This window comes from Rhizobium leguminosarum (assembly GCF_019798305.1).
Lineage (GTDB): Bacteria > Pseudomonadota > Alphaproteobacteria > Rhizobiales > Rhizobiaceae > Rhizobium > Rhizobium leguminosarum_U.
This window is the reverse complement of record NZ_JAAXDD010000016.1, coordinates 13334-40325: the sequence shown is the minus strand read 5'-3', so window position 1 is coordinate 40325 and position 26992 is coordinate 13334. Positions and strand designations below refer to the sequence as shown.

General features: G+C 60.0%; 23 protein-coding genes. 13 read left to right on the top strand and 10 right to left on the bottom strand.

The window, feature by feature from the left end:
• Nucleotides 1-187: 187 nt before the first annotated feature.
• Nucleotides 188-913 carry a helix-turn-helix transcriptional regulator gene (locus tag HFO99_RS26175; protein ID WP_222364549.1) on the top strand — a complete coding sequence of 242 codons (726 nt, stop codon included), beginning with the start codon at nt 188-190 and terminating at the stop codon, nt 911-913.
• Between the two features lie 46 nt (nt 914-959).
• Entirely contained in the window at nt 960-1421 is a 462-nt protein-coding gene (locus HFO99_RS26170; protein ID WP_064247852.1) for a PAS domain-containing protein, read from the top strand.
• Nucleotides 1422-1555: 134 nt separating this feature from the next.
• Here HFO99_RS26170 and HFO99_RS26165 read toward each other — a convergent pair whose 3' ends face one another.
• From HFO99_RS26165 to HFO99_RS26145, 5 genes are all read right to left on the bottom strand, one after another.
• Entirely contained in the window at nt 1556-2338 is a 783-nt protein-coding gene (locus HFO99_RS26165) for a carbohydrate ABC transporter permease (protein WP_130702894.1), read from the bottom strand.
• Between the two features lie 95 nt (nt 2339-2433).
• A complete protein-coding gene (locus HFO99_RS26160; protein WP_222364548.1) occupies nt 2434-3327 on the bottom strand; it encodes a carbohydrate ABC transporter permease in 894 nt (297 codons plus the stop codon).
• A 66-nt stretch (nt 3328-3393) separates the two neighbouring features.
• On the bottom strand, nt 3394-4653 hold the full coding sequence (locus HFO99_RS26155; protein ID WP_222364547.1) for a hypothetical protein: 1260 nt from the start codon (nt 4651-4653) through the stop codon (nt 3394-3396).
• 76 nt (nt 4654-4729) lie between these two features.
• On the bottom strand, nt 4730-5821 hold the full coding sequence (locus HFO99_RS26150; RefSeq protein WP_222364546.1) for an ABC transporter ATP-binding protein: 1092 nt from the start codon (nt 5819-5821) through the stop codon (nt 4730-4732).
• Between the two features lie 46 nt (nt 5822-5867).
• Nucleotides 5868-8612, bottom strand: a complete 2745-nt coding sequence (locus HFO99_RS26145) for a glycoside hydrolase family 2 protein (protein ID WP_222364544.1) — start codon at nt 8610-8612, stop codon at nt 5868-5870.
• A gap of 178 nt (nt 8613-8790) precedes the next feature.
• Here HFO99_RS26145 and HFO99_RS26140 point away from each other — a divergent pair, with 178 nt between their 5' ends.
• On the top strand, nt 8791-9786 hold the full coding sequence (locus HFO99_RS26140) for a LacI family DNA-binding transcriptional regulator (RefSeq protein ID WP_222364535.1): 996 nt from the start codon (nt 8791-8793) through the stop codon (nt 9784-9786).
• A 31-nt stretch (nt 9787-9817) separates the two neighbouring features.
• Here HFO99_RS26140 and HFO99_RS26135 read toward each other — a convergent pair whose 3' ends face one another.
• From HFO99_RS26135 to HFO99_RS26125, 3 genes are all read right to left on the bottom strand, one after another.
• Entirely contained in the window at nt 9818-10948 is a 1131-nt protein-coding gene (locus tag HFO99_RS26135) for a DUF2333 family protein (RefSeq protein ID WP_222364534.1), read from the bottom strand.
• A 149-nt stretch (nt 10949-11097) separates the two neighbouring features.
• The gene (locus HFO99_RS26130; protein WP_222364532.1) at nt 11098-12171 is read right to left on the bottom strand and encodes a hypothetical protein; all 1074 of its coding nucleotides are present in this window, start codon (nt 12169-12171) and stop codon (nt 11098-11100) included.
• 74 nt (nt 12172-12245) lie between these two features.
• Complete coding sequence (locus HFO99_RS26125) at nt 12246-12848, bottom strand: thymidine kinase (protein WP_222364530.1); 603 nt, start codon at nt 12846-12848, stop codon at nt 12246-12248.
• A gap of 236 nt (nt 12849-13084) precedes the next feature.
• On the opposite strand from HFO99_RS26125, the gene HFO99_RS26120 reads away from it, so the two are divergent.
• The 7 genes from HFO99_RS26120 to HFO99_RS26090 all read left to right on the top strand — a co-directional run bounded on the left by HFO99_RS26120 (nt 13085) and on the right by HFO99_RS26090 (nt 18906).
• A complete protein-coding gene (locus HFO99_RS26120; protein WP_222364528.1) occupies nt 13085-14041 on the top strand; it encodes a choline ABC transporter substrate-binding protein in 957 nt (318 codons plus the stop codon).
• Between the two features lie 72 nt (nt 14042-14113).
• Nucleotides 14114-14959: a choline ABC transporter permease subunit gene (gene choW, locus HFO99_RS26115; protein WP_017961531.1), complete on the top strand. Its 846-nt coding sequence runs from the start codon at nt 14114-14116 to the stop codon at nt 14957-14959.
• The gene (gene choV, locus HFO99_RS26110; RefSeq protein ID WP_222331359.1) at nt 14956-16008 is read left to right on the top strand and encodes a choline ABC transporter ATP-binding protein; all 1053 of its coding nucleotides are present in this window, start codon (nt 14956-14958) and stop codon (nt 16006-16008) included. Before choW ends, choV begins: the two co-directional genes overlap by 4 nt.
• A gap of 30 nt (nt 16009-16038) precedes the next feature.
• Nucleotides 16039-16788, top strand: a complete 750-nt coding sequence (locus tag HFO99_RS26105) for a HugZ family protein (RefSeq protein WP_222364526.1) — start codon at nt 16039-16041, stop codon at nt 16786-16788.
• A 116-nt stretch (nt 16789-16904) separates the two neighbouring features.
• Nucleotides 16905-17222, top strand: a complete 318-nt coding sequence (locus HFO99_RS26100) for an ArsR/SmtB family transcription factor (protein ID WP_222246771.1) — start codon at nt 16905-16907, stop codon at nt 17220-17222.
• A 17-nt stretch (nt 17223-17239) separates the two neighbouring features.
• On the top strand, nt 17240-17434 hold the full coding sequence (locus tag HFO99_RS26095) for a hypothetical protein (RefSeq protein ID WP_222331357.1): 195 nt from the start codon (nt 17240-17242) through the stop codon (nt 17432-17434).
• A 146-nt stretch (nt 17435-17580) separates the two neighbouring features.
• Nucleotides 17581-18906, top strand: coding sequence for an aspartate aminotransferase family protein (locus HFO99_RS26090; protein WP_018243099.1), 1326 nt, complete (start codon nt 17581-17583; stop codon nt 18904-18906).
• Nucleotides 18907-19090: 184 nt separating this feature from the next.
• Here HFO99_RS26090 and HFO99_RS26085 read toward each other — a convergent pair whose 3' ends face one another.
• Nucleotides 19091-20005 (bottom strand): HD-GYP domain-containing protein, encoded by a 915-nt coding sequence (locus HFO99_RS26085; RefSeq protein ID WP_222331356.1) that lies wholly within the window; start codon nt 20003-20005, stop codon nt 19091-19093.
• 492 nt (nt 20006-20497) lie between these two features.
• Here HFO99_RS26085 and HFO99_RS26080 point away from each other — a divergent pair, with 492 nt between their 5' ends.
• Nucleotides 20498-21601: a branched-chain amino acid ABC transporter substrate-binding protein gene (locus HFO99_RS26080; RefSeq protein ID WP_222364523.1), complete on the top strand. Its 1104-nt coding sequence runs from the start codon at nt 20498-20500 to the stop codon at nt 21599-21601.
• Nucleotides 21602-21720: 119 nt separating this feature from the next.
• Nucleotides 21721-23418 (top strand): adenine deaminase, encoded by a 1698-nt coding sequence (gene ade, locus HFO99_RS26075; RefSeq protein WP_222364521.1) that lies wholly within the window; start codon nt 21721-21723, stop codon nt 23416-23418.
• A gap of 41 nt (nt 23419-23459) precedes the next feature.
• On the opposite strand, the gene HFO99_RS26070 is transcribed toward ade, so the two are convergent.
• Nucleotides 23460-25106: an alpha-glucosidase family protein gene (locus HFO99_RS26070; protein WP_222364519.1), complete on the bottom strand. Its 1647-nt coding sequence runs from the start codon at nt 25104-25106 to the stop codon at nt 23460-23462.
• A 286-nt stretch (nt 25107-25392) separates the two neighbouring features.
• Here HFO99_RS26070 and HFO99_RS26065 point away from each other — a divergent pair, with 286 nt between their 5' ends.
• Complete coding sequence (locus HFO99_RS26065) at nt 25393-26973, top strand: peptide ABC transporter substrate-binding protein (RefSeq protein WP_222364518.1); 1581 nt, start codon at nt 25393-25395, stop codon at nt 26971-26973.
• The last annotated feature ends 19 nt before the right edge of the window (nt 26974-26992 follow it).

Sequence of the window (26992 nt, the reverse complement as noted above, 5' to 3'; positions counted from 1 at the left end):
CGTCAAGAAGGGACTCAAGATACCGCAACGTTATCTTTGCAAGTCGAAACTCAATCAGAGCGCGATCTCGTGTGGCTATTTTTTCACAATTTGAATGAATCGCCTTGCCTTAAGTTAATTGGGGCTAGCATCCCGCAGACTTTCTGTATTTGATAGCGGTAACATTGAGGCTGCCGGGGGCGTACGAATGTCTTACATGACTACCTCTGAAAGACAGTCATTGCTTTCGGCAGAGCTTGCGACCGCTCGAACGCGCAGCCTGTTTGCGCAGGCGCTCGGCAGGGTCTCTACAGCCTTCGGATTGTCGCATGCGACGCTGATGCACGCTCCCTCCCCCGAAGACCTTCTCTTCAAACCCTTGCTGATCGAGAGCTCGCTTCCGGCCACCTATATCAGGGATTTCGACCGCGCCCACATGATGCGCGGCTGCCCTTTCGGCCTAAGGCTGAGGCAGTCCGCTGTGCCGCTGTCCTGGCACCTCAACGACGCAGTCAATGGTCAGGCCTTTCCCGTCGAACTGCGCGCCCTGATGCTGCGCCATGCCATTCCGGCAGGCGTTGCCATGCCGAGCATTGCAGCCGACGGCCAGCGCCTGGTCTTTTGGTTCTGCGGCGAGCGCGCCGCACTCGGCCAGAGCGAGATCAACGAACTGGTAATGATCATTCTCCATGCTCTCGATGCATACAATGCAGTCAAGCGCAACGAGGAATGCGCGCATAACGCGCTATCGAACCGTGAACTAGAAGTTGTGCGCTGGACCGCCCAGGGCAAGACCTCGATCGAAATCGGCCAGATCCTGACGCTCTCGGACCATACGGTGAACGCCTATATGACGAACGCGATCAAAAAACTCGATTGCGTCAACCGCACCCAGTTAGTAGCTAAGGCAATTCGATTGAAGCTGATCAACTGAGGAATCGGAAGAGAGTCGGCACGTCGTCCCGTGATCTGGGGGAATCGTGCCTCTTCACTTCGAACAGCCCGTCACTAATAAGACAGAGCAGTCCCGCGCTCACATCGGCATCACCGATGCTGAAGTCGTCCAGATGCTTGCTGCCTACCGTCTTTTCGGCTTCTGGCGCATCGATATCGAGACAGGACATTTCTTTGCAAGCGAGGACGTCCACGCGATCTTCGACCTCCCCTACAGCGACGGCCCTATCAACCTGACAGAGCTAATGTCGCGTATCCACGAGGAGGACCGCAGCCTGATCGCCCAAACTTTCGAAGAGGCGAGCCTTCACGGCGTCGGCTTCCATTTCGTCTATCGCGTCGACAACCGGCTTGGCGGCCACAAGCTGGTGCGCAGCGTCGGCCGCTTCCGCGACGATGAAAGCGGCGGCGGCATCGTCGGCATCACCTATGAATTCGTCGAGAAACTGCGCGTCGTCGGCTTCGAGGACAGCACGCCGCCTCGCTGACCACCTTCGGCGCATAACCCGAAAATCGGAATCGATCTTCGGAAAGGACTATATGCAGATTCGAAAGTGATAGAGCGTCCTGTTGGGCGTGCGGCTCTCTAGGGTGTTATTACAGAAATGCCCACGAAGTCCCATTATCCCTTTATTCCGGCGGAGAGCATGATGGCGCGCGTGACCTGCTTCTGAAAGAGGAGGTAGAGTATGGCGACTGGAAGACCGGCCAATACCGCCGCAGCCATGTCCTTGGCAAAGCGCACGCCGAAGACGTCCTTCACCTGGGTGATGCCGACGGGAATGGTGATTGTGGCGTCCGAAGTCGCGACCAGGAACGGCCATAGGAAATTGTTCCATGCCGCGATAAAGGTCGTGATACCAAGCGCGATGATCACGCCCCAGTTCATCGGCACATAGATCTTCCATAACGTTCGCAAGTGGCCCGCATTGTCGAGCATCGCCGCCTCGCGGAATTCCTTCGGGATCTGGTCGAAGAACTGTTTGAGGATGATAATGACCGATGGCACCACGAGTTGCGGCATGATGATGCCGCCCCAGCTATTGATCAGCCCGAATGAGTTCATCAGCACGAAATGGTTGATGATAAGCGCCTCCGCCGGGACCATCACCGAGGCGATAAGTGCGCCGTAGATCAGGCGGCGGCCGGGAAACTGAATTTGGCTCAAGGCATAGGCACAGCAGACGCTGGCTGCCAGCACCACCAACGCAATGATCGTCGATGTGCCGACCGAGTTGATATACCATTGCACGATACTGGAGCGGTCGATCACGTAGAGATAGGGCTCGATCGTCGGTTCTTTAGGTAAGAACCCGGATGCCGGGCTCGCCACCTCAGTGTCGGATTTGAGCGAAGTCACGATCGCCCAGTAAAGCGGGAAGAACCAGATCAGCGCCCCGAGCACAGCCAGAGCGGTCAGCGCGCGGCCGCTCCAATTGCTTGCGGCAATGCTACCGCTCGTCCGCGCCAGAGCCGCTTGTTGATCGGTAGCCAGAACGCTCATTTTTCACCTCGCGCGCGCAGGAACTGATATTGGAAAACGGAAGCAATCAGGATGATGATGAACAGGATAGTAGCGACGGCTGCACCTTCTCCACCCTTGTTCTGCTTGAAGGCGAGGTCGTAGATGACGGTCATGACCACGGATTGCGCGTCAGCCGGCGTGTGGGCGAAATAGCCGAGCAGATAAGGCTGCGAAAAGATCTTGAACTGCGCGATCAGTTGCAGCGTTAGAACCAACGCCGTGACCGGCCAGATCAGCGGCCAGGTTATCTTTGAGAACACCCGCCAGCGGCTGGCATTGTCGAGCGCCGCCGCTTCGTAGATGTCGGACGAAATGCTGCGCAAGGCGGCAAGAAACAGAAGAATGTTGAAACCGATCGTCCACCAGATCGTGACGACGGCGACGGAGGGCATGAAATAGGTCGGCGAACGCAGCACCGGCAGCGGGCGGCCACCGGTAAACAGCCCGATGACATTCTGGATGACGCCATATTGCATGTTTGCGATCCAGGTCCAGATCTGGGTCACCACCGAAACCGGCAGAATGGAAGGCAGAAAAAAGCACGCCAGGACCAACATCTGTATGCGCCCGGTCAGACGATTGACCCCCATGGCAACGAACAGCGCCAGCGACGTGCCGGGAATGACGGTCAGAACGATGAAGTACAGCGTGTTCAGAAGCGCCTTCTGAAATTGAGGCGAAAAGAGTTGGCGCGCGTAATTGTCGAGGCCGACCCACTCGCCGGGACCGATCAGCGGCGCATTGGTGAAGCTCATCGCCACCATGCGCCACGTCGGATAGGCAAAGATCACCAGAAACGCGATGACGGCCGGTGCGACCAGCAGCGCTGCGATCAGGCTGTCCTGCTTCTTGTTGCTGACTGTAGCCATCTATCACCTGCCTCGGTTATGCGATCCCGGGGCAGGAACTGCCCCGGGGACTGTTGAAGGAAACCGTCACTGAGAGTTCATATGATCGCGGAACGTCTCCAGTGTCTCCTTCAGATCGCCGTCGCCGTTCAGCGGTCCGGACGCCATGTTCTGCCAGTCGTCGTCGAACTTGGACGCAGCGCCGGTGAGCGGCGTCTTCGGCATATAGAAGGCGTTGAGCGCCATGGCGGCATAGTCCGCTTGCGGCTTCAGTGCCTTGTAGGCGTCAGACGTGCTGACCGGCAAATAAGCCGGGATATGGCCGGCGCCGGCCCATTCCAGTGAGTTCACATTCATCCATCTGATGACTTCGAGAACCGCGGCACGCTTTTCCGGCGTCATGGTCACGCCGACATTGTTGGGCATGACAAACGAGTGCGAGTCCGCCCAGTTGGCAGGCTTGCCCATCCAGGCGGGAATGTTGACCATGCCGTAATCGAAGCCGCTGCCCTTGGCGACTTCGGTTTCCATGGTCGGCAGCTCCCAGTTGCCGTTCAGGAAGAAGGCGGATTGTCCGGCCAGGAAGGTCGGAGTGATGGTTTCAGGGTCGATATAAGGCTGCGCCCAGCCTTGCTTCACCCAATCGGTCACCTCGCCATAGGCCTTTTGCATCTTGTCGAAATTGTCGCCCTGCAGGAATTTGCCATCGGTGGTCAATTGACCGCCCAATTGGCCGAACAAGGTATAGATGTCGCGCAAATCGCCGCTGGACGAGGCGATGACGACGCCGTTCTTGCCTGCTTCCTTGGCCCTGGCCAACAGCGCACGCCAGCCTTCCAGCGTATCGATGCCGGTAGGCTTGCCGTCCTTGCCCAATGCTCCAAGTTCCTTCAGTACATTCTTGTTATAGTAGAGCACCTCACCGTGCACGTCGAACGGTACGGCGTAGCGCACATTGTCGACCGTCGAGGCGGCGATTGCATTCGGCGGATAGTCGCTGTCCTTCAAACCGACAGCCTCAAGCTCCTTCGGATCGATTGGCGACACGGTCTTTGCCGAAACCGCACCGGCCAGGCGCGACAGGTGGTAGGTGGCGATGTCAGGTCCCTGGCCGACAGCAGTTGATGTCTGCAGCTTGGTGTAATAAGGGATGCCCCATTCGAGGGTGGTGCCTTTGATTTGGATCTTGTCCTTATGTTCGTCGTTGAAGCGCTGGATCAGCGCCTTCATTCGCACGCCGTCGCCTCCCGACAGAAAGTCCCACCAGACGACATTTTCGGCTGCGAATGCCGGGAAGGCAATCATGACGGCTAACGCCGCAATCGATGTTTTCAACAGGTTACGCATTCTCACTCCTCCAGAATGATCGGTTTTCCTGCCGGCACCTCCTTTGGAGGGCGGCCTTACTGTCTTGCGCCGCAGCCTAGCCGGCCGCGTGATACCCTTTGCCCATTTCATCAAATAGCATCGCCTTCGCTCCTTCGACGGCAAACGCGATTTCGGAACCACCACGGGCCGCGGTGATTGGGTCGTCAACGCCGACGACCTGCGTCCCGTCGGCGAGTTCGGCGTGGACGAGAGAGCGGTCGCCCATCTGCTCCACTGTGACGACTTTGCCCCTCAGCGTGCCGTGCGGCGAGACCGCCAGATTCTCCGGTCGCAAGCCAAGCGTGAGGTTGGCACCGGGCAAACTGTCGAACGGAACCGAGGTTTGCAGCCCGACGCCGCCGGTTGTGACAATCGCGCCGTCCGGACCGCTCTCAATCCGTGCCACCGGCAGGAAATTCATCGGCGGCGAGCCGACGAACTGAGCAACGTAGCGTGTGCTTGGGCGGGCATAAATATCCATGGGCGCGCCGACCTGCTCGATCCTTCCTTTGTTCAGAAGGACAATCCGGGTCGCCAGCGTCATTGCCTCGATCTGATCATGGGTTACGAAAACCATCGTGGCGCCAAGACGATCATGCAGCTGCGACAGTTCGAAACGGGTGCGCGTACGCAGGCCGGCGTCCAGGTTCGACAGGGGTTCGTCAAAGAGGAAGACTTTTGGTTCACGCACGATGGCGCGGCCAATCGCAACGCGTTGGCGCTGGCCGCCGGACAGCTGCGCCGGCTTGCGGTCGAGGAGATGGTCCATCTCCAGCATCCTGGCCGCCGTCGCAATGCGGGTTGCAATCTCGGCTTTCGGCGTACCGACGTTGACCAGTCCAAAGGCAAGATTTTCTCGCACGCTCATATGCGGATAGAGCGCATAGGACTGGAACACCATGGATACGTCACGCTGGCCGGGGGCAAGCTGGTCGACACGGCGCCCGCCGATCCAGATTTCGCCGCCCGAAACCGTCTCCAGCCCGGCGATCATGCGCAGAAGGGTGGACTTGCCACAGCCGGAAGCGCCCAGGAAGACGATGAACTCGCCGCTGTCTATCCCGAGCGAGATGTCGTCGAGCACTTCCACCGCCCCAAAACTCTTGGAAACGTTGCGGATGCTCACGCCTGCATCTGTCTTGGCCACCTAAACCTCCTCCCGGTTATATGCGGCGGTTCAATTCTACTGACGGCTATCCCGCGGCGGCCGTCTCGATGATGCAATCAAGCAAGGTCGCTGCGACCGGATCGGCGCCTGCGGGTTCACGCATCAGGCCGAAGGTCGTGGCCACGATACGACCTGAGCCGACCCGCCGTTCGGCAATGGTCGCGCAGGGCTTGTGAATCCAGCCCGCCATCGTGCCGGCATGGACCAGCCCGTCGAAATGGATTGGTCGGAAGCCGGTGATGACGCGGTTGGGGTTGACGCCGACAAAGGATAGGTCGGTGAGCGGGCCGCCCGGCAGACGTTCAAATACCCCGGAACGCTTCACCCAGCTGAAGCCGGTGACCCAGTTGCCCTTCCAGATAGTGCCGTTGCGTTCGGTGACGCGCATCTGCGGCATGGGCTGCCCGCGATCGCCTCCGGTCGGATAATTCCAGTTTGGCTGGTCGTTGCGCAGATTGCCAAACGACAGGGGCGCAACATCGGCCAGCGACACGTAATGGGCGCCATGCTCCATGGCATCGATATCGGCCTGGCTCAATGTCGACACAACCCGCACATGCGCCTTGTCGGCGTTTACGACCTCATAGCCAAGGGAGGTCAGATATTGCGCGATCTCGGGCTCTGCGGACGAAACCGAAAGCACAGGCTTGGACCGGCGGGCATAGACGCTGATATCGAGGCTGTTGCGCGCCAGCTCCTTATCGCCGGCGGTCAGCGTGAACTGGACACTGACCTGATTGCCGGCTTTTTCCGCGGCGAAGGATAGTTCAATGGCCGGCAGGCGGCACACTGACGTTGCATCCACCGCTTCGATCGCCATCTTGCCGGCGGCTGCGCCATCGACATTCCAGTTCAATTCGGCCGCTGGCAGCGCCTTGCCGCCCGTCGAGATTTCGAGCTCGATGCTGGCCATGTCGCCTGTCCAGACCGCATAGCGCTGCATGCGTGGCACGATGACCACGTCGGTGTTAATCTCATGGAAACGGTTGTGATAGGCGCGCGTATTGCGCTCCATGTCCATGAGGCCATTGGCTTCCCAGTGCAGATCGGTCAGCTCGGTGATGACATAGCCCTGGATCGAGGCATGGCGGCGCATTTCTTCGATCTCGAACTTGAGGGCATTGAACTGATGCCATTGCGTGTCCTCGATGAAGGAACCGAAGGACGTAAAGACCTTGTCGAACTGAAAGGTGCGGAAGCGCTGCTCGACACCGTGCGGATAGGTCGCACCTTCGCTGTCCCACTCCAGTCCGTTGATGAACCAGAACGGCTCCCTGCCGTCCTGCAGCAGCTTGTCTGGATGCGGCAGGCCCCAGACGCCGAACTCGGAGACGACGAGCGGCTCGTCGCCGCGCCGTTTTGCATCGCCGTTCGGCGAATAGGACCAGTCGGGCCGCTTGGCGAAGGCCGAAACCCAATCGGCCCACTCGCGCGCCATTTCCGGAACCGAGGCGTAATAGTGGTAATCGTCGATGTCGGAGACGACATGGAAGTTTGGAATGCAAGCGGAATTGTCCACCACCAGCCGTGTCGGGTCCTTCTTTTTCAGCCAATGGTAGGCATTGTCCAGCCAGCTCCGCTGATCGGCGCTTTCGACAAGACGCGTCCCCCAGTCTTCGTTGATGATGGTCCAGATCACGATAGAGGGATGGTTGCCATCGCGGCGCAGGATCCCTTCCATGGTATCGAGCAGGCGCTGCGCCGACTTCTCGGTGAACGTCTGGACGTTGGGGATTTCCGTCCAGACCAGCAAGCCAAAGCGGTCAGCGACATCATAGTAGCGCGGATCGGGAACCTTGATATGGCAGCGCAGGAGGTTGAGGCCGAGCTCCTTCGATTTACGCGCCTGGTCTTCCAGAAACTCCAGTGACGGCGGCGTGTAGATGCCCTCGGGATAGTAATCCTGATCCAGCGCGCCGCGCATATAGAATGGCTGGCCGTTCAGGAAAAACTTTCCATCTCGCGCTTCAAACGTCCGAAAGCCGAAATCCTGGACGTCGGCATCGATGACGACGTCGCCCTGACGCAGTTCGACGACAGCCCGGTAAAGCGCGGGATCATCGAGCGACCAGGCCTCGACCTTGGCGACCTTGAGCGCGACCGAGGCGTGTGCCGCGCCGTTGAGAGCAAGCTCGGCGGACGCCGCCACCACGCCATTGCGATCGAGAAGCCTAATGTTCAACGCACCAGTGAAGGCCGCGGCCAGTTCGATATCAACCGTCACGCCGCCGGTGGAAAGGTCGGCGCGAATGCCCTGGTGAGCGATATGCGCCTCAGAGCGGCACTCCAGCCAGACCGACTGCCAGATGCCGCCCAACATACCGTACCAGCTCTGCTTGCCGTGCGGGATTTCATCGAATGGAAAGTCGGGGAAAGCCTGTCCGTCAGAACTCGGCAGCGTGACCCGTACGTCAAGACGCATTTCACCGCCCAGCAGATCGGCGGGGATGACAAATTCAAACGGCAGATAGCCGCCTTCGTGAGAGCCAAGGCGCCTGCCATTGACCGACACTTCGGCGAAATAGTTCACCGCGCCGAAATGCACAATCACCTGACGACCTTGCCACTTCTGCGGCACGGTAAGCGTGCGCGAATAAGTTGCCACGCCCGCAGCGGCACGTAGATTCGGAAAGTGCGCCTGCCAAGGAGCGGGCACGGCAATCGTCGCGGGCTCGTGTCCCTCCAGCTGAAAGTCCCAGGTCCCGTCAAGAGACAGGCGCGCACGCGGCCCGGAATGGGTGTCGGCGAAACGGCGGGAGGCGATGGTCATGAGCCGCAAGCTTTCCAGTTGGATGCAGTCACAAAATAAGTTACAGATAGGTTTCGTAACTTAAAAATGTAACTCCCGCAAGCCCGCCGCTTCACATTGCCCGTTAGATTTTCTAACGTGCATGCCAACTGTCTGAGAGAGAAACTGCGTGAACGACAAAATAACGAAACGACCGACAATGTCCGACATCGCTGCAAAGGTCGGCGTTTCGCACGCGACGGTTTCACTGGTGCTGAACGAGGCGCCCGGCAAGCGCGTTTCCGAGAAGATGCGCAGTCATGTGCTGGCTGTGGCCGAGGAGCTCGGCTATCAGAAGACCACGCCCGTCAATGTCCCGATCGGCGGCATCATCGTGCTTTTGATCGACGATCTGATGGCTTCGCATCACGCCGCGCCGCTGATTGAAGGCGTGCGTGAGGCAGCAGAAGAACGGGGCTTGGCGGCGATCACCGTCGTTACCGGCGGACAGGTCGAATTCGCAGAGGTCATTCTCGACTATCTGGGCCGGCGTCAGATCGTCGGAGTGGTCTACGCCACCCTCATCACCCAGTTGGCGCCAGTGTTGCCCTCCAAACTTGCCAACTACCCGACCGTGCTCTTGAACTGCCATCAGCAGCGGGCCGAGTTCTCGTCGATCATTCCTGGCGATCTTGCCGGCGGTTTTGCGGCGACGGAGACACTAATCAAGGCCGGACATCGCCGCATAGCCATGATCGACGCGGGCAAGGAGCGGCTTGAAGCGTCCCGAGATCGTTTAAGCGGTTACCGCCAAGCGCTTACCACCTACGATATCGCGGTGGATCCAGAGCTGATTGTGTCCGGCGCCTGGTCGCTCGACCTCGGGCGCGAGAAAATGCTGCAGTTGCTCGACCTGCCGTCCCCGCCGACTGCGGTATTCTGTTTTTCAGACCGGGTGGCGATGGGTGCCTATGATGCAATCAGAATAAGAGGCTTGAAAATCCCCGAAGACATTTCCGTCGTCGGCTTCGATGATGACAGCCTTGCCCGAAAAATCCTGCCGCCACTCACCACGTTGAAACTGCCGCACGAGGACATGGGCCAATGGGCGGTGGCTGAGCTTCTGGAAAAGGTGGCGCAGCCGAAGAGGGCACCAGTGCGGCTGAAGATGGAATGCCAGTTAATCCTGCGCGCTTCCATCGCCCCGCCTCGTTAAGGCACGTGGGGATTCTTCGTGACTTGATGACCTAGCGGTCGAGCACCGACCGGATCTCGACGAGGTTCGAGCGCACCCTCAGAATATAAAAGCCCATCGTGGCGAGATGGCTCGGCATGATCCAGCCGTCCTCGCGCCCGTTCGAGATGATCGCCGGCTGGATGCGGAGCGCCGCCTGGAACTGCCGCATGGTCCCGCCCCAGATCGTTCCGAGATTGCGTTCCGCCACCACCTGCGAGAAATCCGCCTGGGCGGCAGCCATGATCGCGTAGTAGCCATAGAGCTGGCCATAGGCGAACCAGAACCGGTCGTCGGCGCGTGTATCGAACCAGCCGCGATTGTGGTTCTCCGAGCGCTCGGCGAGCATGTCGGAGGTGCCGCCGAGATCGTTGGCAATGCGGTCGATGAACTGCATCAGGTTGTCGGCGCGGCCGTCGAAAATGACATTGCAGAGGGCGAGATCGGTGTTGAACTTGCGCAGGCTGCCGATCGCCGAGCGGTAATAGGAAGGCGTCGGCGTCTTCGGCCCGAAGGGATTGAGCCCGAAATACCAGCTGTTTTCGTCGAACTGCAGATTGCCGCGCGCTCTCTGCAGGTCATTGTTGATGCCGGATGTGCCGCGCACGCGTCCGAGCGTATCGACAAGCTCCGCCGAAGTCCGCCGGACCGCCTGGTTGACGCCGCGCTGGATCGACGCCTTGTTGTCGAGGAAGGGCGTGTGATCCCAATCGATGCCGAAGAAGCCCATCTTGTAGAGCAGCATGGAGGAGATCCATGCGTTCTGGTTGACATTGAAATCGGTCAGATCGGCCGCGACATCAACGATCGCCGAGCGCTGGCAGGTCTTCGGCGCCGCCGCATTGGCGCTCTCGGCGCCTAGGACGTCCTGCCCGGCAGCAACCTTGCGTTCGGAAAGCCGGTACTGGTCGACGAAGGCGGGGTTGAAATTCGACCACACCTGCGTCTGCCAGAAGAAATAGCCGTAGAGCACGACCAGCAGCGCCACGAACGCGATGACCGGCAGCCGGATCATCCAGCTCCGGCGCTGATACCAGCCGTGCGCAGCAAGAAAGGGCCAGAAAGCCCAGGCGCAAAACAGGCGGGCCCAGCGGCCGATCGTCTGGCCGATCAGCCTGAAAAAACCGGCTATCCGGTCAAGCATCGTCGTCTCCTGTCAGGCGAGGCGAACATCAGGACATTGCCGCCCCGCTGCATCCCACATATGCGCTCGATCGGCCGAGCACAACACGAGCCCTTCGATTTTTCGGAATGAAAGCATTGCGCAAGAGGGTATTGCCCGCGCCCTGCCGGTCAGGAGCGCAGGAAAGGCAGGCGGAAGCGCAAGGAGCCGCGCGCCGTATCGATCAGAGGCGCTCCCGATGTTTCCGGCGGCGGTTCGGCATAGGTCGGAAACCTTCTTGTGAATTCGAGATCGGCGCGGCTCTTGCGCTGCTCCAGATCCTGGGCGACCAGCATGCCCTTCTCGAACAGCCTGATCGGTGTGGCGATATCGGGGAAGAGTTCCGGTTTGATCCTCGCCTTCATGCCCGGCCTGTCGGTATCGACCTGCGCCTGGTATATGATCAGCCGCTCCTCGACGTCTACCAACAGCTTGCGCAGCAGCACGTTGCAGGCGGCGACCCGGCCGTTCAGCGAATCGACAAAGGCCTGGAACAGGCCGATAAAGCGCTCGCGCCGCTGGCTGTCGTCTCGCATCTCGTGTTCTTCGGCGGAAATTCGCTCGGCCTCCGCCTTCAGCGCCCGCCGTTCCGCCTCCATCTGCTCCCAATGGGCCCTGTTGCCATAGACGCCGATACGGCCCTGCGTCGTCAGCGCCTTGGCATTGAGCTCCTTCATCTTGAGGCGGGCGATATCGATGGAATCGACCAGCCGGCGCCGCTGCTCGACAATATCGACAAGGCTGCGTTCGGCTGCCCTGTGCCGTTCGATGAGCGAGGCGCGCTGGCCGGCGATCAGCTTGGCGAGCGCGTCCGATTTCGTCAAAAGGTCGAGCAGCCGCTCGATGACCGGCGCCTCGCGCACGCGTTCGGTATACATGCGCCACATCCGCTGGCGCGACAACCAGCCGGCCATCTTCTCACCCAGCGTCAGCCCCCGGAAACTATCGAGATCGGCAGAAACCTCGGCCGTCAGCCGGTCAAGAGAAAAGACCAGCTCGGCCAGCTGGGCGTCGAGCGCCGCAGCATCGGCGATATGGGCCTGGAAGCGGGCATTCTGTTCCAGGAAAACCTCGTCGGCCGACCGCGTTTCCTCGCCGCTGAAGGCGCCGATCGCCGCCACGCAATAGGCTCCCTCGGCCGCAATCCTCTCGGCAAAGCTGCCTGCGGCTTCGTACCGGCTGTCGAATGGCGGGGGTTTGCGCACCTGATCTCTCCAGGGAATCTCCTGCTCAAGCTAGTCGCTTGCGGCGCTAAAGAAAACAGGCGGCGTCGCCGGCTTCAGACCGGCTCGGCGATCCAGGCTCCGTTCATCGCGTCGTCCCAATGCCTGCGGCAGAGCGAGACATATTTCTCGTTGCCGCCGACATCGATCTGGGCGCCTTCGTGCAGTACTTTTCCTTCCGCGCCGAGCCGCACAACCATCGTCGCCTTGCGCCCGCAATGGCAGATCGTGCGCACCTCGCGTATTTCATCGGCGATCGCCAGCAGTTCCTGCGAGGCCGGAAACAGCTTGCCCTGGAAATCGGTTCTCAGCCCGTAGACCATCACAGGGATACCAAGCCTGTCGACGACGCGGGCAAGCTGCCAGACATGGACAGGCGTCATGAAATGCGCCTCGTCGACGAAGATGCAGGAAATCGGCGCGCCTTCGCCGCTCAGCGCCGTGACGAGCCGGAACAGATCCTCATGCGGCTCGAAGGGAATGGCGCTCGCCTCCAAGCCGATCCGCGAGCCGATGACGCCGCGGCCGGCGCGCTCGTCGAAGGCGGCGATCAGCTGCACCGTGCGCATGCCGCGCTCCTGGTAATTGTAGGAGGCCTGCAGCAGCATCGTCGACTTGCCGGCGTTCATCGTCGAGTAGTTGAAATAGAGTTTTGCCATCCGATTTCTCCTTAATCGGCTTATTGAAAGCTCGGAATGGCAAAGAAAAGCCCTGAGAGAACGATAATCACAGGAATCCGGCTCGAAAACGGCCGAAAGCCCTGAAAACCAGGCGCTCGGAAAAAATTCGCCGACGTCGCAATCGCATAGGTCGATACGACGCAAACGCACTGAGGTCGCTTGTCAAACTCGGTTATTGATGGTTGGCTTGGGAACTTAAAGACTGGGAGTCTAAAATGAAAACAACAAGCACGTTCAAACTCGTTACCGCAACTGCCGTCGCCGCCCTCTCCGTTGCGACCGCTGCCTTCGCCGCCGATCCCGACAGCTGCTCCACCGTTCATTTCTCGGACGTCGGCTGGACGGATATCACCGCCACCACCGCCACCACATCTGTAGTCCTGAAGAGCATCGGCTATCAGACCGATGTCAAGGTTCTCTCGGTGCCGGTCACCTACACCTCGCTGAAGAACAAGGACATCGACATCTTCCTCGGCAACTGGATGCCGACACAGGAAAAGGACGTTCGGCCCTATCTCGACGACAAGTCGGTCGAATCCTTCGGCCCCAACCTCGTCGGTGCCAAGTATACGCTCGCCACCAACGCCAAGGGTGCGGAACTCGGCATCAAGGACTTCAAGGACATCGCCGCTCATCAGGACGATCTGGACGGTAAGATCTATGGCATCGAGCCTGGCAATGACGGCAACCGTCTCGTCATGGACATGATCGAAAAGAACACCTTCGGCATGAAGGATCTGGAAGTCGTCGAATCCTCCGAACAGGGCATGCTCGCCCAGGTCGCCCGTGCCGACAAAGCAGGCAAGCCCGTTGTCTTCCTCGGCTGGGAACCCCATCCGATGAACACCAACTTCAAGCTGACCTACCTCACCGGCGGCGACGATATCTTCGGTCCGGATTTCGGCGGCGCCAAGGTCTTCACCAATGTCCGCGCCGGTTATCTCGACGAATGCCCGAATGTCGGCACGATGCTGAAGAACCTGACGTTCTCCCTCGATATGGAGAACCAAATCATGGGCAAGATCCTGAACGACGGCAAAGAGCCGGAGGCTGCAGCTTCCGAATGGCTGAAGGCGAACCCCGCAGCGCTCGAGCCCTGGCTTAAGGGCGTCAAGACCCGCGACGGCAAGGGCGACGCTCTCGCGGCCGCCAAGACCGGCCTCGGCCTCTGACGATACGAACGGGGCGGCTCGCCGCCCCGCTTCATTTTTGTCCGATTGTTGTTTTTCTGGATGGGCGCGCCCTTGAATTGGATCACCGAATTTAAGATTCCCGTTGGCCCCTGGGCCAAATCCTTCGTGGACTGGCTGACCTCGAACGGCGAATGGTTCTTCAACCAGATCGCCTTCCTGCTGTCGAGCGCCATAGACGGCCTGCTCTTCGTGCTGCAGAAGCCTCATCCGCTGATCGTCATCGCCGCCATCACCGCTATCGCCTTTTGGTTGCGCCGATCGATCGCGGTCGCGGTCTTCACCTGTCTCGGGCTGCTGCTCATCGTGAACCAGGACTATTGGAAGGAAACGACGGAGACGCTCGCCCTCGTGCTCGCCGCCACCTTCGTCTGCATGGTGATCGGCATTCCGCTCGGCATTGCCGCCGCCCGCCGCCCTTGGGTCTATGCGGCCATGCGGCCGGTGCTCGATCTCATGCAAACCATACCGACTTTCGTTTATCTGATCCCGGCGCTCATCTTGTTCGGCCTCGGCATGGTGCCGGGCTTGATCGCGACCGTCATCTTCGCAATCCCCGCCCCGATCCGGCTGACGCGCCTCGGCATCATCTCGACGCCGCCGTCCCTCGTCGAAGCCGCCGTCGCTTTCGGCGCGACGCCGATACAGGTGCTGCGCAAGATCGAGCTTCCCTTCGCCACGCCACAGATCATGGCGGGTCTCACCCAGACCATCATGCTGTCGCTGTCGATGGTCGTCATCGCCGCCCTTGTCGGCGCTCCCGGGCTTGGCGTGCCCGTCGTTCGTGCGCTGAACACCGTCAATATCGCCAAGGGCTTCGAGGCGGGCTTCTGCATCGTCATCCTGGCAATCATTCTCGACCGGATGTTCCGCACAGCGGGTGAAGGAGGCGCTGCATGACCGCGGTAAACTTTAACAATGTCAGCATCATCTTCGGCGATCGGCCGGAAACCGCGCTTGCCATGGTCGATCAGGGCAAATCGCGCGACGAAATCGGCGCCGCGACCGGTCTGGTGCTCGGCGTCGCCGATGCCTCACTGACAATCGAGGAAGGCGAGATCCTGGTGCTGATGGGCCTTTCCGGCTCTGGCAAGTCGACGCTGCTGCGCGCCGTCAACGGGCTCGCTCCCGTGGTGCGCGGTGATGTTGCGGTCTCCACGACCACCGGCCCCGTCAACCCCTACAGATGTAATGCCAAGGCGCTGCGTGATCTGCGCACCCACACCGTCTCCATGGTGTTCCAGCAGTTCGCCCTGTTGCCTTGGCGCACGGTCGCCGAAAATGTCGGCTTTGGCCTCGAACTCGCCGGCATGCCGGAAGCCGAACGCAAGCTCCGCGTCGGGGAGCAGCTTGAACTGGTCAACCTGACGAAATGGGCAGGCCGCAAGGTCAACGAGCTTTCCGGCGGCATGCAGCAGCGTGTCGGCCTTGCCCGCGCCTTTGCCACCGGCGCCCCGATCCTGCTCATGGACGAGCCTTTCTCGGCGCTCGACCCATTGATCCGCACCCGCTTGCAGGACGAGCTCCTGGAGTTCCAGCGGCGGTTGAAGAAGACCATTCTTTTCGTCAGCCACGATCTCGACGAGGCCTTCCGCATCGGCAATCGCATCGCCATCATGGAGAGCGGCCGCATCATCCAGTGCGGAACGCCGCACGACATCGTCAAGAATCCCGCAGACCAGTATGTCGCCGATTTCGTGCAGAACCTCAATCCGATCAACATGCTGACGGCGGCCGACGTGATGCAGTCAGGCCTCGGCCACACTGCCGCCGGCATGAGCGTCAGCGCCACGGCCCGCGCCGCGACGCCGCTTATCGATATCCTCGATGCCCTGGCGCGCCAGCCGGGCAGTATCGGCATCGTCGAGAACGGCGCGATTGTCGGCACCATCTCAGCTCAGGATATCGTTGCCGGCCTCACCCGCCATCGCCGCAAGCAGGAAGCTTGATGTTTTCGATCCGCTTTGTCACAAAGCGGAATGAAAGATCAGCCCTCGCCCTTACGCGAAACCGACGACGATGCCCGCAAGCTTGCCCGCGTGCTTCTGCGCTCCGCCCGGCACGCGGCGATTGCCGTTCTCGACCCCGAGACCGGCTTTCCCTTTGCCAGTCGCGTGCTCGTCGCCACCGATATCGACGGCGCCCCCGTCATCCTCGTTTCGAAACTATCGGCCCATACGAGGGCGCTTGCCAGAGATCCGCGCGCCTCGCTCCTGACCGGCGAGCCCGGCAAGGGCGATCCCCTCGCCTATCCGCGTCTGACGACCCAATGCCTGGCAGAACCCGTCGAGCGCAGCAGTGCATTCTACGAGCGTATCCGCACGCGCTTTCTCGCTCGCCACACCAAGGCGAAGCTTTATATCGACTTTCCTGATTTCCTGTTCTTTCGTCTCAAGCCGGAACAAGCCAGCCTTAATGGCGGCTTCGGCCGCGCCTACCAGCTCGATGGGAACGATCTCATAATCCAGTCGAGCGCGAATGAGGCAATCGCCGCCGATGCGGCAGAGACAGTGCGAGATTTAGTAGAGCGCCATCCCGATGTCGCCGAAGCCCTCGCTATCAGGCTAAAGGCTACGGAATCGGGTCCTTGGCGCATTTGTGGTATCGATTCCTCAGGTTTCGACATGATTTCCGGCGACTTCCTGCTGCGATACGAGTTCGAAACCCTCGCTGTGGATGCCGATCACATTTGTTCAAACATGACTAAAATAGCATACTCGATACCTTAAATTTAGGTATATACAATCTTCGAGCCCAGTTGGTAGGCTTTTGGTGTCAGTCAAAATCCCGGCTGGCGCCCTGCGCCAACACAATTGATGTACGTTTCGCATTAGGAAGATAACATATGGAAACCTCTGATTTGGCCGATCACACGACCGTGGCGGCAGCTTTATTATCGGCCATGGCAAACCCGAAGAGATTGCTGATCCTGTGTAGCCTCGTGAAGGGCGAAGTGGCCGTTGGCGTGCTTGCGACGCAGGTCGGCCTCAGCCAGTCGGCTCTCTCTCAGCACCTGTCGAAACTACGCGCTCAAAAGCTGGTCAAGACCCGCAGAGACGCACAAACCATCTATTATTCCAGCAGCTCCGAGCCGGTCATGAAGATCCTTGCAACGCTCGAGGACATCTACCTCGTGCAGAACAGAAACAGATCCGCCGCTTGATGATAGCGCTGACATGAATGTCGGCCAATGCCGTGTCGGAAGGGATGTTCCCGGAGGCCCCTGGCAACGATATTTCAGCACCTGAACCTTATGGCACGACCGGCAAATCTTCCGATTTGCCGGTCGTGCCTTTGAATGCCCTGGTCTTTCTGCTCCTTTCGCCGGCGGCGAAGGAATTGCAGCCTCATCGCGCTGAAGCGCTCAACCCGTGATCGATCGAAGGAGCTTGGGCCTCCTGTCAGGGGAGCTTTCGGGAGTTTTCCCGTTGACGCCTTGGGAAGCCCTGATAATTTGACCGGGCAGTAAAAATATGGGCGTGATGCCCCGGGAAAGGGCCGTCAGCGGCCAGGAGAACAGCATGTCCAATCGCCTCAATGCACCGAACGATCTTCGCGCCTTCTGGATGCCGTTTACGGCAAATCGTCAGTTCAAGAAGGAGCCGCGTTTGTTCGTCGGCGCCAAGGACATGTACTATACGACCCATGACGGCCGTCAGGTGCTGGACGGCACGGCTGGCCTCTGGTGCGTCAATGCCGGCCACTGCCGCCCGAAGATCACCGAGGCGATCCGCGAGCAGGCCGGCGAGCTCGATTACGCGCCGGCCTTCCAGCTCGGCCATCCCAAGGCCTTCGAACTGGCGAACCGCCTGGTCGACATTGCCCCGGAGGGCCTGAACCACGTTCTCTATACCAATTCCGGTTCCGAATCCGTCGAGACGGCACTCAAGGTGGCGCTCGCCTATCATCGCGTGAAGGGCAATGGATCACGCTTCCGTCTGATCGGCCGCGAGCGCGGCTATCATGGCGTCAATTTCGGCGGCATCTCCGTCGGCGGAATCGTCACCAACCGCAAGATGTTCGGCACGTTGCTGACCGGCGTCGATCACATGCCGCACACCCACCAGCCCGGCAAAAACAACTTCACCCGCGGCGAGCCCGAGCATGGCGGCGACATCGCTACCGAGCTCGAGCGTATCGTCACCTTGCATGACGCCTCCACCGTCGCCGCCGTCATCGTCGAGCCGGTGGCGGGTTCCACCGGCGTCTTGATCCCGCCGAAGGGCTACCTGCAAAAGCTGCGCGAGATCTGCACCAAGCACGGCATCCTTCTGATCTTCGACGAGGTCATCACCGGCTTCGGACGCCTCGGCGCTCCCTTCGCCGCGCAATATTACGACGTCAAGCCTGACATGATCACTGCCGCCAAGGGGCTGACCAACGGTGTCATTCCAATGGGCGCGGTCTTCGTTACCTCCGAGATCCATGATGCCTTCATGAACGGCCCGGAACATATGATCGAGTTCTTCCACGGCTACACCTATTCGGGCAACCCGATCGCCTCCGCCGCCGCGCTCGCCACGCTCGACACCTACAAGGAGGAGGGCCTGCTGACACGCGCCGCCGAGCTTTCCGACTACTGGGCCGACGCGCTGCATTCGCTGAAGGACTGCCCCAATGTCATCGACATCAGGAACACCGGCCTGATCGGCGCGATCGAACTCGACCCGATCGCCGGCGAGCCCACCAAGCGCGCCTTCACCGCTTTCCTGAAAGCCTATGAAAGCGGCCTGCTCATCCGCACCACCGGCGATATCATCGCACTCTCCCCGCCGCTGATCATCGAGAAGCACCATATCGACGAGCTCTTCGGCAAGCTGCGGACCATCCTGCAGAACAACATCTGAGAAAGCTCTGAGGCTTCCGGCAACAGCGCCTGCGGCGGACCTCCTGCATAATTCCTTAAGTCGGAATCGATTTAAGCATAGAATTATGCGGAATTGAAAGTGCTACAGCGTCCTTTGCGCGTCTGAATAGACGCGCGGCGCTGTAAGCCCACGCAGGCCCTTTTGTTGCGAACCCAGATAGATTTCAGCTCACCGCAGCGACGGATAGGCAGAGGGCGAATTTCTTCAGCAACCGGCGATCGAATTGCCCTTCGCTGCCAAGCATCCACTTCAGTGCTTGGCTCGCGCTCCATGGCGCCTTGTACGGCCGCACGGAAGTCACGGCGTCATAGACGTCGCAAATCGCAGCAAGACGCGCATGGAAGCTGACCTGCGTCTCGGAAAGCCTTCGAGGATAGCCCTTGCCGTCGATACGCTCATGATGGTTGAGGCATACGTCGAGGACGATCTCCGACATGACTTCCTGGCGCGACAGGATTGCATGCCCCTTTTCCGGATGATCGCGGATCATCTTGATCTCGTTCTCGTCCAGGCGCCCTTCCTTGTTGAGGATCTCGAGCGGAATTTCGAGCTTGCCGACGTCGTGCAGCAATCCTGCTGTGCCGAGCGTCTGCACGGTAGCCTCGTCAAGTCCGAGATGACGGCCGAAAAGGATCATCAGCGCACTCACCGAAAGGGAATGAAGAAATGTCACTTCGTCCTTGGATTTCAGACGTGTAACGCTGAGAAAGACAGTTGGATTGTCATCCATAGACTTGGAGACAGAGGAAATCACCGGCGCCACCTGATCGACGCTGATGCCATCGCCATGCTGGAGCCGGCTGAAAACGCCTTCCAGCACCTGCACGGATTTCTGGATGGTCTCGCGTGCCGCCTTGGTGTCGATCTCGATATTGCCACCTGGCAGGCCGTCGATGTCGAGGCCTCTGCTGGTGTTGATGACAACACCTTCAATGCCGCTCTTGCGAAGTTTCAGGGCATCGGCTTCACGGCGCAGCAGAAATCTTCGCTTGGACAGAAGAGGGTCATGCCATGCACCCTCGATCGCCTCCACAAACATTCCGTTGCGCACCTGTCTGGCTTCGATACGCTTCAGCATCCAGATCTCAGTTCCTGAAAATATCCCTCTGTTATTACTGACCGTTCTTTTGCATTGCAGCAATATATGCGGGAACAATGGTTCTACTCCAATTGGTAGAATCAAGGGTTAATCTCAAAACAGAATTCGAATATTCGGAAAAACCAAGAGAGCTTCCGCGAAATTCAGCAGGTTCATCGGCGCACCGCGATTGTGCGGGGTACCGCCACCCTCCTGAAAATCAGCAGACGACGCCAGGATCGACGATTCGGGGACGATTTCGCGCCTGATCGAGCCGATTTTCGTTCCATTTTGTTATCAACTTGCGGAATCTCACCAAAATTCCTAGAAATCTTGCCATTGCACCCATTCGAGCCAAATATGGCCGGAGGGCGCATTGATCGCGTCGATATCGATCGTCCTTGGCACGGCTCCGGAGCCGTTGGAACGATCCGGAAAAGCCGGCGCGACGCTTCATCGTGGGTTGAATGACCCCATCCAAGGAGACAGACAATGACCCTCAAGACATTGACGGCGACCCTCGTCGCGTCACTCGCCTTTGCGCCGCTTGCCTATGCCGATATCACCATCGGCCTGATCGGGCCGCTGACCGGCCCCGTCGCCGCCTATGGCGACCAAGTGAAGAATGGTGCGCAGACCGCCGTCGACGAGATCAACAAGAAGGGCGGAATTCTCGGCGAGAAGGTCGTCCTCGAACTGGCCGACGATGCCGGCGAACCGAAACAGGGCGTTTCCGCCGCCAACAAGGTCGTCGGCGACGGAATCCGCTTCGTCGTCGGCCCAGTGACATCGGGCGTCGCCATTCCCGTTTCGGACGTGCTTGCTGAAAACGGCGTGCTGATGGTTACCCCAACCGCGACGGCCCCCGACCTGACCAAACGCGGTCTCACCAATGTGCTGCGCACCTGCGGCCGCGACGACCAGCAGGCCGAAGTCGCCGCCAAATACGTGCTGAAGAATTTCAAGGACAAGCGCGTCGCCATCGTCAACGACAAGGGCGCCTATGGCAAAGGCCTCGCCGATGCCTTCAAGGCGACACTGAACGCCGGCGGCATCACCGAAGTCGTCAATGACGCGATCACGCCTGGCGACAAGGATTTCAGCGCGCTCACCACCCGCATCAAGTCCGAGAAGGTCGACGTGGTCTATTTCGGCGGCTACCACCCTGAAGGCGGCCTGCTCGCCCGCCAATTGCATGACCTCGCCGCCAACGCGACGATCATCGGCGGCGATGGACTCTCCAACACCGAATTCTGGGCAATCGGCACGGATGCGGCAGCAGGCACGATCTTCACCAACGCTTCGGACGCCACCAAGAGCCCGGATTCCAAGGCCGCAGCCGACGCGCTCGCCGCCAAGAACATCCCGGCCGAAGCCTTCACGCTGAACGCTTATGCCGCCGTCGAAGTGCTGAAAGCCGGCATCGAGAAGGCCGGCAGCGCCGAGGATGCGGAAGCCGTCGCGACCGCGCTGAAGGGCGGTGAAGAAATCCCGACCGCCATCGGCAAGGTCACCTACGGCAAGACCGGCGACCTGACCTCGCAGAGCTTTTCGCTCTACAAGTGGGAAGCCGGCAAGATCGTCGCCGCCGAATAAACCATCGCTGACCGTCGACCACCGGGCGCTCCTACGGCGCCCGGTTTCGTTCTGCGGCACTCGCTTGTGGCGGCAGATCGGTTATAAGTTTCGGAATCGGTTGTAATGTGAGCAATGCCATGACCACCAAGCTCGAACGTCTCATCGACCAGGGCGTCGGCCGCGTGCCGGCCGATATCGTACTGAAGGGTGGCCGTTTCTTCGATCTGGTCACCGGCGAACTCGTCCTGTCGGACATTGCCATCGGCGCCGATCGCATCGTCGGCACCTCAGGTAGCTACGAAGGTGAAACCGAGATCGATATATCCGGCAGGATCGTCGTCCCCGGCTTCATCGACACGCATCTGCATATCGAATCTTCGCTCGTCACACCCCACGAATTCGACCGCTGCGTTCTGCCCTATGGCGTCACCACTGCGATCTGCGATCCGCACGAGATCGCCAATGTGCTCGGAACTGCCGGCATCGAATTCTTTCTCGAATCTGCGTTGGAGACGATCATGGACATCCGCGTCCAGCTCTCTTCCTGCGTGCCGGCGACGCATCTCGAAACCTCCGGTGCCGATCTGCCAATCGACCGCCTCCTGCCCTTCCGCCACCATCCGAAGGTGATCGGACTTGCCGAATTCATGAATTTTCCCGGCGTGATCCACAAGGATCCCGTCTGCATGGCCAAGCTCGACGCCTTCCAGGGCGGCCATATCGACGGTCATGCGCCGCTGCTGTCCGGCAACGACCTCAACGGTTACCTCTCGGCCGGCATCCGCACCGAGCACGAATGCACGACCGCCGGCGAAGCCTTGGAAAAGATCCGCAAGGGCATGCACATCCTCGTGCGCGAGGGTTCGGTATCCAAGGATCTCGCCGCGCTGATACCCATTATCACCGAGCGGCTGTCGCCCTATCTGGCGCTCTGCACCGACGACCGCAATCCGCTCGATATCGCCGAACAGGGCCATCTCGATCATATGATCCGCACGGCGATCGCGAGCGGCGTCGAGCCCCTGGCGATCTACCGCGCCGCCTCGATTTCGGCCGCCCGCGCCTTCGGCCTCAGGGACCGCGGCCTGGTCGCGCCGGGCTGGCGCGCCGATCTGGTGGTTCTCGACAGCCTGGAGAACTGCCGCGCCGACATGGTCTTTTCGGCCGGCCGCCGCGTCACCGATGCGCTCTTTTCCTCGCGTCGACCGGTTGCCCCGATCGGCCTCGACAGCGTCAAGGCCCGGCCCGTCAACGCCGCCCAATTCGGCGTGCCGGTCGCCGAGGGCGAGACGCCCGTTATCGGCGTACTGCCGGGCAAGATCATCACCGAGCATCGCCGCTATCGCCTGCCCGTCAGGGGCAACGAGACGACGGTCGATCTTGCCAACGATATCATCAAGGTCGCCGTCATCGAGCGCCACGGCAAGAACGGCAACCACGCCAATGGCTTCGTCCAGGGCTTCGGCCTGAAGAAGGGTGCGATCGCCTCGACCGTCGGCCATGACAGCCACAATATCTGCGTCGTCGGCGTCAGCGAGGACGACATGGCCTGCGCCGCAAACCGCCTCGGCGAGATCAAGGGCGGCTTCGTCGTCGTCGAAGACGGCAAGATCACCGGTGAAATCGCCCTGCCCATCGCCGGTCTTATGAGCCTCGAGCCCTACGAGACGGTCCGCGATACGCTGCACCATCTGCGCAAAGCCGCCTTGGCGCTGGGCGCCACGCTTGAAGAACCTTTCCTCCAGCTCGCATTCCTGCCACTGCCGGTCATCCCGCACCTGAAAATATCCGACCGCGGCATGGTGGACGTGGACAAGTTCGCGCTGATTGGGTGATGCAATTTGGCCATCGCCTTCAGAGATACCGCAGTCGAACGTCAAATCCGCGCACAAAACCCGTCCAGCGCCGCAAGCTTCACCGATCCCGCGCCAGCCACCGCCTCGAAGCCCGGCATCTCAAGCGGTTCCTCGATCACCATATCATCGGGCATGCGGAATTCGGCCGGTTTGCGCGTCAGGTTGAAAACAAAGAGCAGTTTTTCGCCATTCTTTTCGCGGGTGAAGGCGAGCAGATCCTGGTTGGTGCCGATGAAGGTCATGTCGCCGTCGATCAGCGCCGGATGGCTCCTCCGGAAGGCGAGCGTTTTGCGGTAGTGATGCAGCACCGAGCTGTCGCTCGCCTCCTGCGTATCGACGGCAAGCGCTGCCTGCTCGTAAGGCACCGGCAGCCAGCTCTTCTCGGCCGAGGTGAAGCCCGCATGCGCCTTGCCGGCCTCCCAGGGCATCGGTGTGCGGCATCCATCGCGGCCCTTGAAGGCCGGCCAGAAGCGGATGCCGTAGGGGTCGCGCAGATCCTCGAAGGCGAGCTCCGCCTCCTGCAGGCCGAGCTCCTCGCCTTGATAGAGGCAGATCGAACCGCGCAGCGCCGCAAGCACCGAGATCGCCAGCTTGGCGATGACAGGCCGCTCTTCCTCCGTCCGCGCGAAACGGCTGACATGGCGCATGACGTCGTGATTGGAAAAAGCCCAGCAGACCCAGCCGTCCGTGACAGCCTTCTGGAACGCCTCGACGCAGCCGCGAATATGCTCGGCGGTGAAATCCGGCCCGAGCAGATCGAATGTGTAACACATGTGCAGCTTGTCGCCGCCACTCGTATAGGCGCCAACCGTCTTCAGCGAGCGCGCGCCATCGCCGACTTCGCCGACGGTCGTGCGATTTTCGTACTGATCGAGCAGCACCCGGAAGCGCTTGAGAAAAGCGACATTTTCCGGCTGCGTCTTGTCATAGAGGTGGTTCTGCATGCCATAGGGATTGCTGTCGGGGGCATCGAGGCCTGCGTCATCTTCATCAGGCTCGTGTGGCGGATTGCTTCTGAGCAGCTTGTCGCAGAAATAATAGTTGACCGTGTCCAGGCGGAAGCCGTCGACGCCGCGGTCGAGCCAGAATTTCACCGTCTCGAGGACCGCATCCTGCACGGCCTTGCTGTGGAAATTGAGGTCCGGCTGCGATGTCAGGAAATTGTGCTGATAATATTGCCGGCGTACGCCATCCCATTCCCAGCCCGGCCCGCCGAAGATCGACAGCCAGTTGTTCGGCGCCGTACCGTCAGGCTTCGGATCGGCCCAGACATACCAATCCGCCTTGGGATTGGTCCGGTTCGATCGGCTCTCGACGAACCAGGGATGCCGGTCGGAGGTGTGCGAGATCACCTGGTCGATCACGACCTTGATGCCGAGCCTATGCGCTTCGTCCATCATCTCGTCGAAATCGGCAAGCGTCCCGAAGATCGGGTCGACGTCGCAATAGTCTGAGACGTCATATCCCATGTCGGCCATCGGCGATTTGAAGAAGGGCGAGAGCCAGATCGCGTCGACGCCGAGGCTGGCTATATGCGGCAGCCGGCGGGTGATTCCCCTGAGATCGCCGAGACCGTCGCTGTTGGTGTCCTGAAACGAGCGCGGATAGACCTGATAGATCACCGCGCCGCGCCACCAGTCCGCACTCCCGCCTGCCTGCAATGCCATCGGCTACATCTCCTGCCTCGTTTGCGCTCGCCACACTAAAGCGGACGAAACAAAAGACAACCATGTGAAGCGGTCATGAACGCGTTGCGAAACGTCGCAACGCGTCGTCGCGATATGACAAGGGGGAGACGTGTATAGGCTTGTCCACAACCCGTTTCCATCCTCCGGATTTGGGGTTGCAACGCAAAGCCTTTGCGATAAGGTGCGCACTGACCTGCACGTAAGAGGTCAAACACCGGGAACAAATGTCTAATAAAGGCGCAAAGCCTAGAAAGGTGGACCCACCATGAACCATTTCAGGAAAAAATTTCTCGCCTCTGCAATGCTTGGCACATTGCTGGCGTTTTCGGCCCATGCGGCCACGCTCAACATTCACAATGGTGGCGACCCGCAGTCGCTCGATCCGCAGAAGCTTTCCGGAGACTGGGAGAACCGTATCGCCGGCGACATTTTCGAAGGTCTCGTCACCGAGGACGCCAAGGACAATCCGGTTCCCGGCCAGGCTGAAAGCTGGACGATTTCGCCTGATGGCAAGGTCTACACCTTCAAGCTTCGCGACGGCATCAAGTGGTCCGATGGCCAGCCGGTAACGGCAGGAGACTTCGTCTTCGCCTTCCAGCGCCTCGTCGACCCGAAGAATGCCGCCGATTATGCCTATCTGCAGTTCACCATCAAGAACGCGGAAAAGATCAACAAGGGTGAGATCACCGATCTCAACCAGCTTGGCGTCAAGGCGATCGACGACAAGACGCTCGAAATCACGCTTGAAAATGCCACCCCTTATTTCCTCAATGCCCTGATGCATTACACCGCCTATCCGCTGCCGAAGCATGTCGTCGAGGCGAAGGGTCAGGATTGGGTGAAGATCGGCAACATCGTCACCAACGGCCCCTACAAGCCGGTCGAATGGGTACCGGGCTCGCATGTCACGACCGTCAAGAACGATCAGTGGTATGACACGAAGGACCTGAAGATCGACGGAGCGAAGTTCTTCGTGCTTGAAGACCAGGAAGCCGCGCTGAAACGCTACCGCGCCGGCGAATTCGATATCCTCACCGACTTCCCGACCGACCAGTACGAGTGGATGAAGAAGAACCTGCCGGGCCAGGCGCATGTCGCCCCCTTCTCCGGCCTCTATTATTACGTCGTCAACTCGCAGAAGCCGCCCTTCAGCGACAAGCGCGTCCGTCAGGCTCTGTCCATGGCGATCAACCGTGAAGTGATCGGCCCAAAGATCCTCGGCACCGGCGAACTGCCGGCCTATTCATGGGTTCCGCCGGGCACGGCGAATTACGGCGAGCCGGCCTATGTCAGCTGGAAGGACCTGCCCTATAGCGAGAAGGTTGCCGAAGCCAAGAAGCTTCTGACCGAAGCCGGCTTCGGGCCGGACAAGCCGCTTCACGCTGTGCTGAGCTACAACACAAACGACAACCACAAGCGCATCGCCGTCGCCATCGCTTCCATGTGGAAGCCGCTCGGCGTCGATGTCGAGCTCGTCAACGCCGAAACCAAGGTGCATTACGACCAGATGCAGCGTGGCCAGGTCGAAATCGGCCGCGCCGGCTGGCTCGCCGACTACAACGATCCGGACAACTTCCTAAACCTCCTGGTGACAGGCGTGCAGATGAACTACGGTCGCTGGTCCAATCCCGAGTACGACAAGATGATCAAGGAAGGCAACGCCGAGACGGATCTCACCAAGCGTGCCGCGATCTTCAAGAAGGCCGAACAGTTGGCGCTCGATGAATCTGCAGCCCTGCCGATCTACTACTACGTCTCGAAGAACGTCGTTTCGCCGAAGATCGAAGGCTTCGTCGACAACATTCAAGACATCCACCGCACCCGCTGGCTGTCGATGAAAGAGTAAGGGAAAACGGTCCTTTCCG

Coding starts and splice junctions, on each gene's coding strand:
- HFO99_RS26070 (WP_222364519.1), bottom strand. CDS start 25,106: ATGGCATTGCAGGCAGGCGGGAGTGCGGACTGGTGGCGCGGCGCGGTG.
- choV (WP_222331359.1), top strand. CDS start 14,956: ATGACCGCGGTAAACTTTAACAATGTCAGCATCATCTTCGGCGATCGG.
- HFO99_RS26065 (WP_222364518.1), top strand. CDS start 25,393: ATGAACCATTTCAGGAAAAAATTTCTCGCCTCTGCAATGCTTGGCACA.
- HFO99_RS26120 (WP_222364528.1), top strand. CDS start 13,085: ATGAAAACAACAAGCACGTTCAAACTCGTTACCGCAACTGCCGTCGCC.
- HFO99_RS26100 (WP_222246771.1), top strand. CDS start 16,905: ATGGAAACCTCTGATTTGGCCGATCACACGACCGTGGCGGCAGCTTTA.
- HFO99_RS26175 (WP_222364549.1), top strand. CDS start 188: ATGTCTTACATGACTACCTCTGAAAGACAGTCATTGCTTTCGGCAGAG.
- HFO99_RS26160 (WP_222364548.1), bottom strand. CDS start 3,327: ATGGCTACAGTCAGCAACAAGAAGCAGGACAGCCTGATCGCAGCGCTG.
- HFO99_RS26135 (WP_222364534.1), bottom strand. CDS start 10,948: ATGCTTGACCGGATAGCCGGTTTTTTCAGGCTGATCGGCCAGACGATC.
- HFO99_RS26105 (WP_222364526.1), top strand. CDS start 16,039: ATGAAAGATCAGCCCTCGCCCTTACGCGAAACCGACGACGATGCCCGC.
- HFO99_RS26145 (WP_222364544.1), bottom strand. CDS start 8,612: ATGACCATCGCCTCCCGCCGTTTCGCCGACACCCATTCCGGGCCGCGT.
- ade (WP_222364521.1), top strand. CDS start 21,721: ATGACCACCAAGCTCGAACGTCTCATCGACCAGGGCGTCGGCCGCGTG.
- HFO99_RS26125 (WP_222364530.1), bottom strand. CDS start 12,848: ATGGCAAAACTCTATTTCAACTACTCGACGATGAACGCCGGCAAGTCG.
- HFO99_RS26155 (WP_222364547.1), bottom strand. CDS start 4,653: ATGCGTAACCTGTTGAAAACATCGATTGCGGCGTTAGCCGTCATGATT.
- HFO99_RS26140 (WP_222364535.1), top strand. CDS start 8,791: ATGTCCGACATCGCTGCAAAGGTCGGCGTTTCGCACGCGACGGTTTCA.
- HFO99_RS26085 (WP_222331356.1), bottom strand. CDS start 20,005: ATGCTGAAGCGTATCGAAGCCAGACAGGTGCGCAACGGAATGTTTGTG.
- HFO99_RS26090 (WP_018243099.1), top strand. CDS start 17,581: ATGTCCAATCGCCTCAATGCACCGAACGATCTTCGCGCCTTCTGGATG.
- HFO99_RS26080 (WP_222364523.1), top strand. CDS start 20,498: ATGACCCTCAAGACATTGACGGCGACCCTCGTCGCGTCACTCGCCTTT.
- HFO99_RS26095 (WP_222331357.1), top strand. CDS start 17,240: ATGTCGGCCAATGCCGTGTCGGAAGGGATGTTCCCGGAGGCCCCTGGC.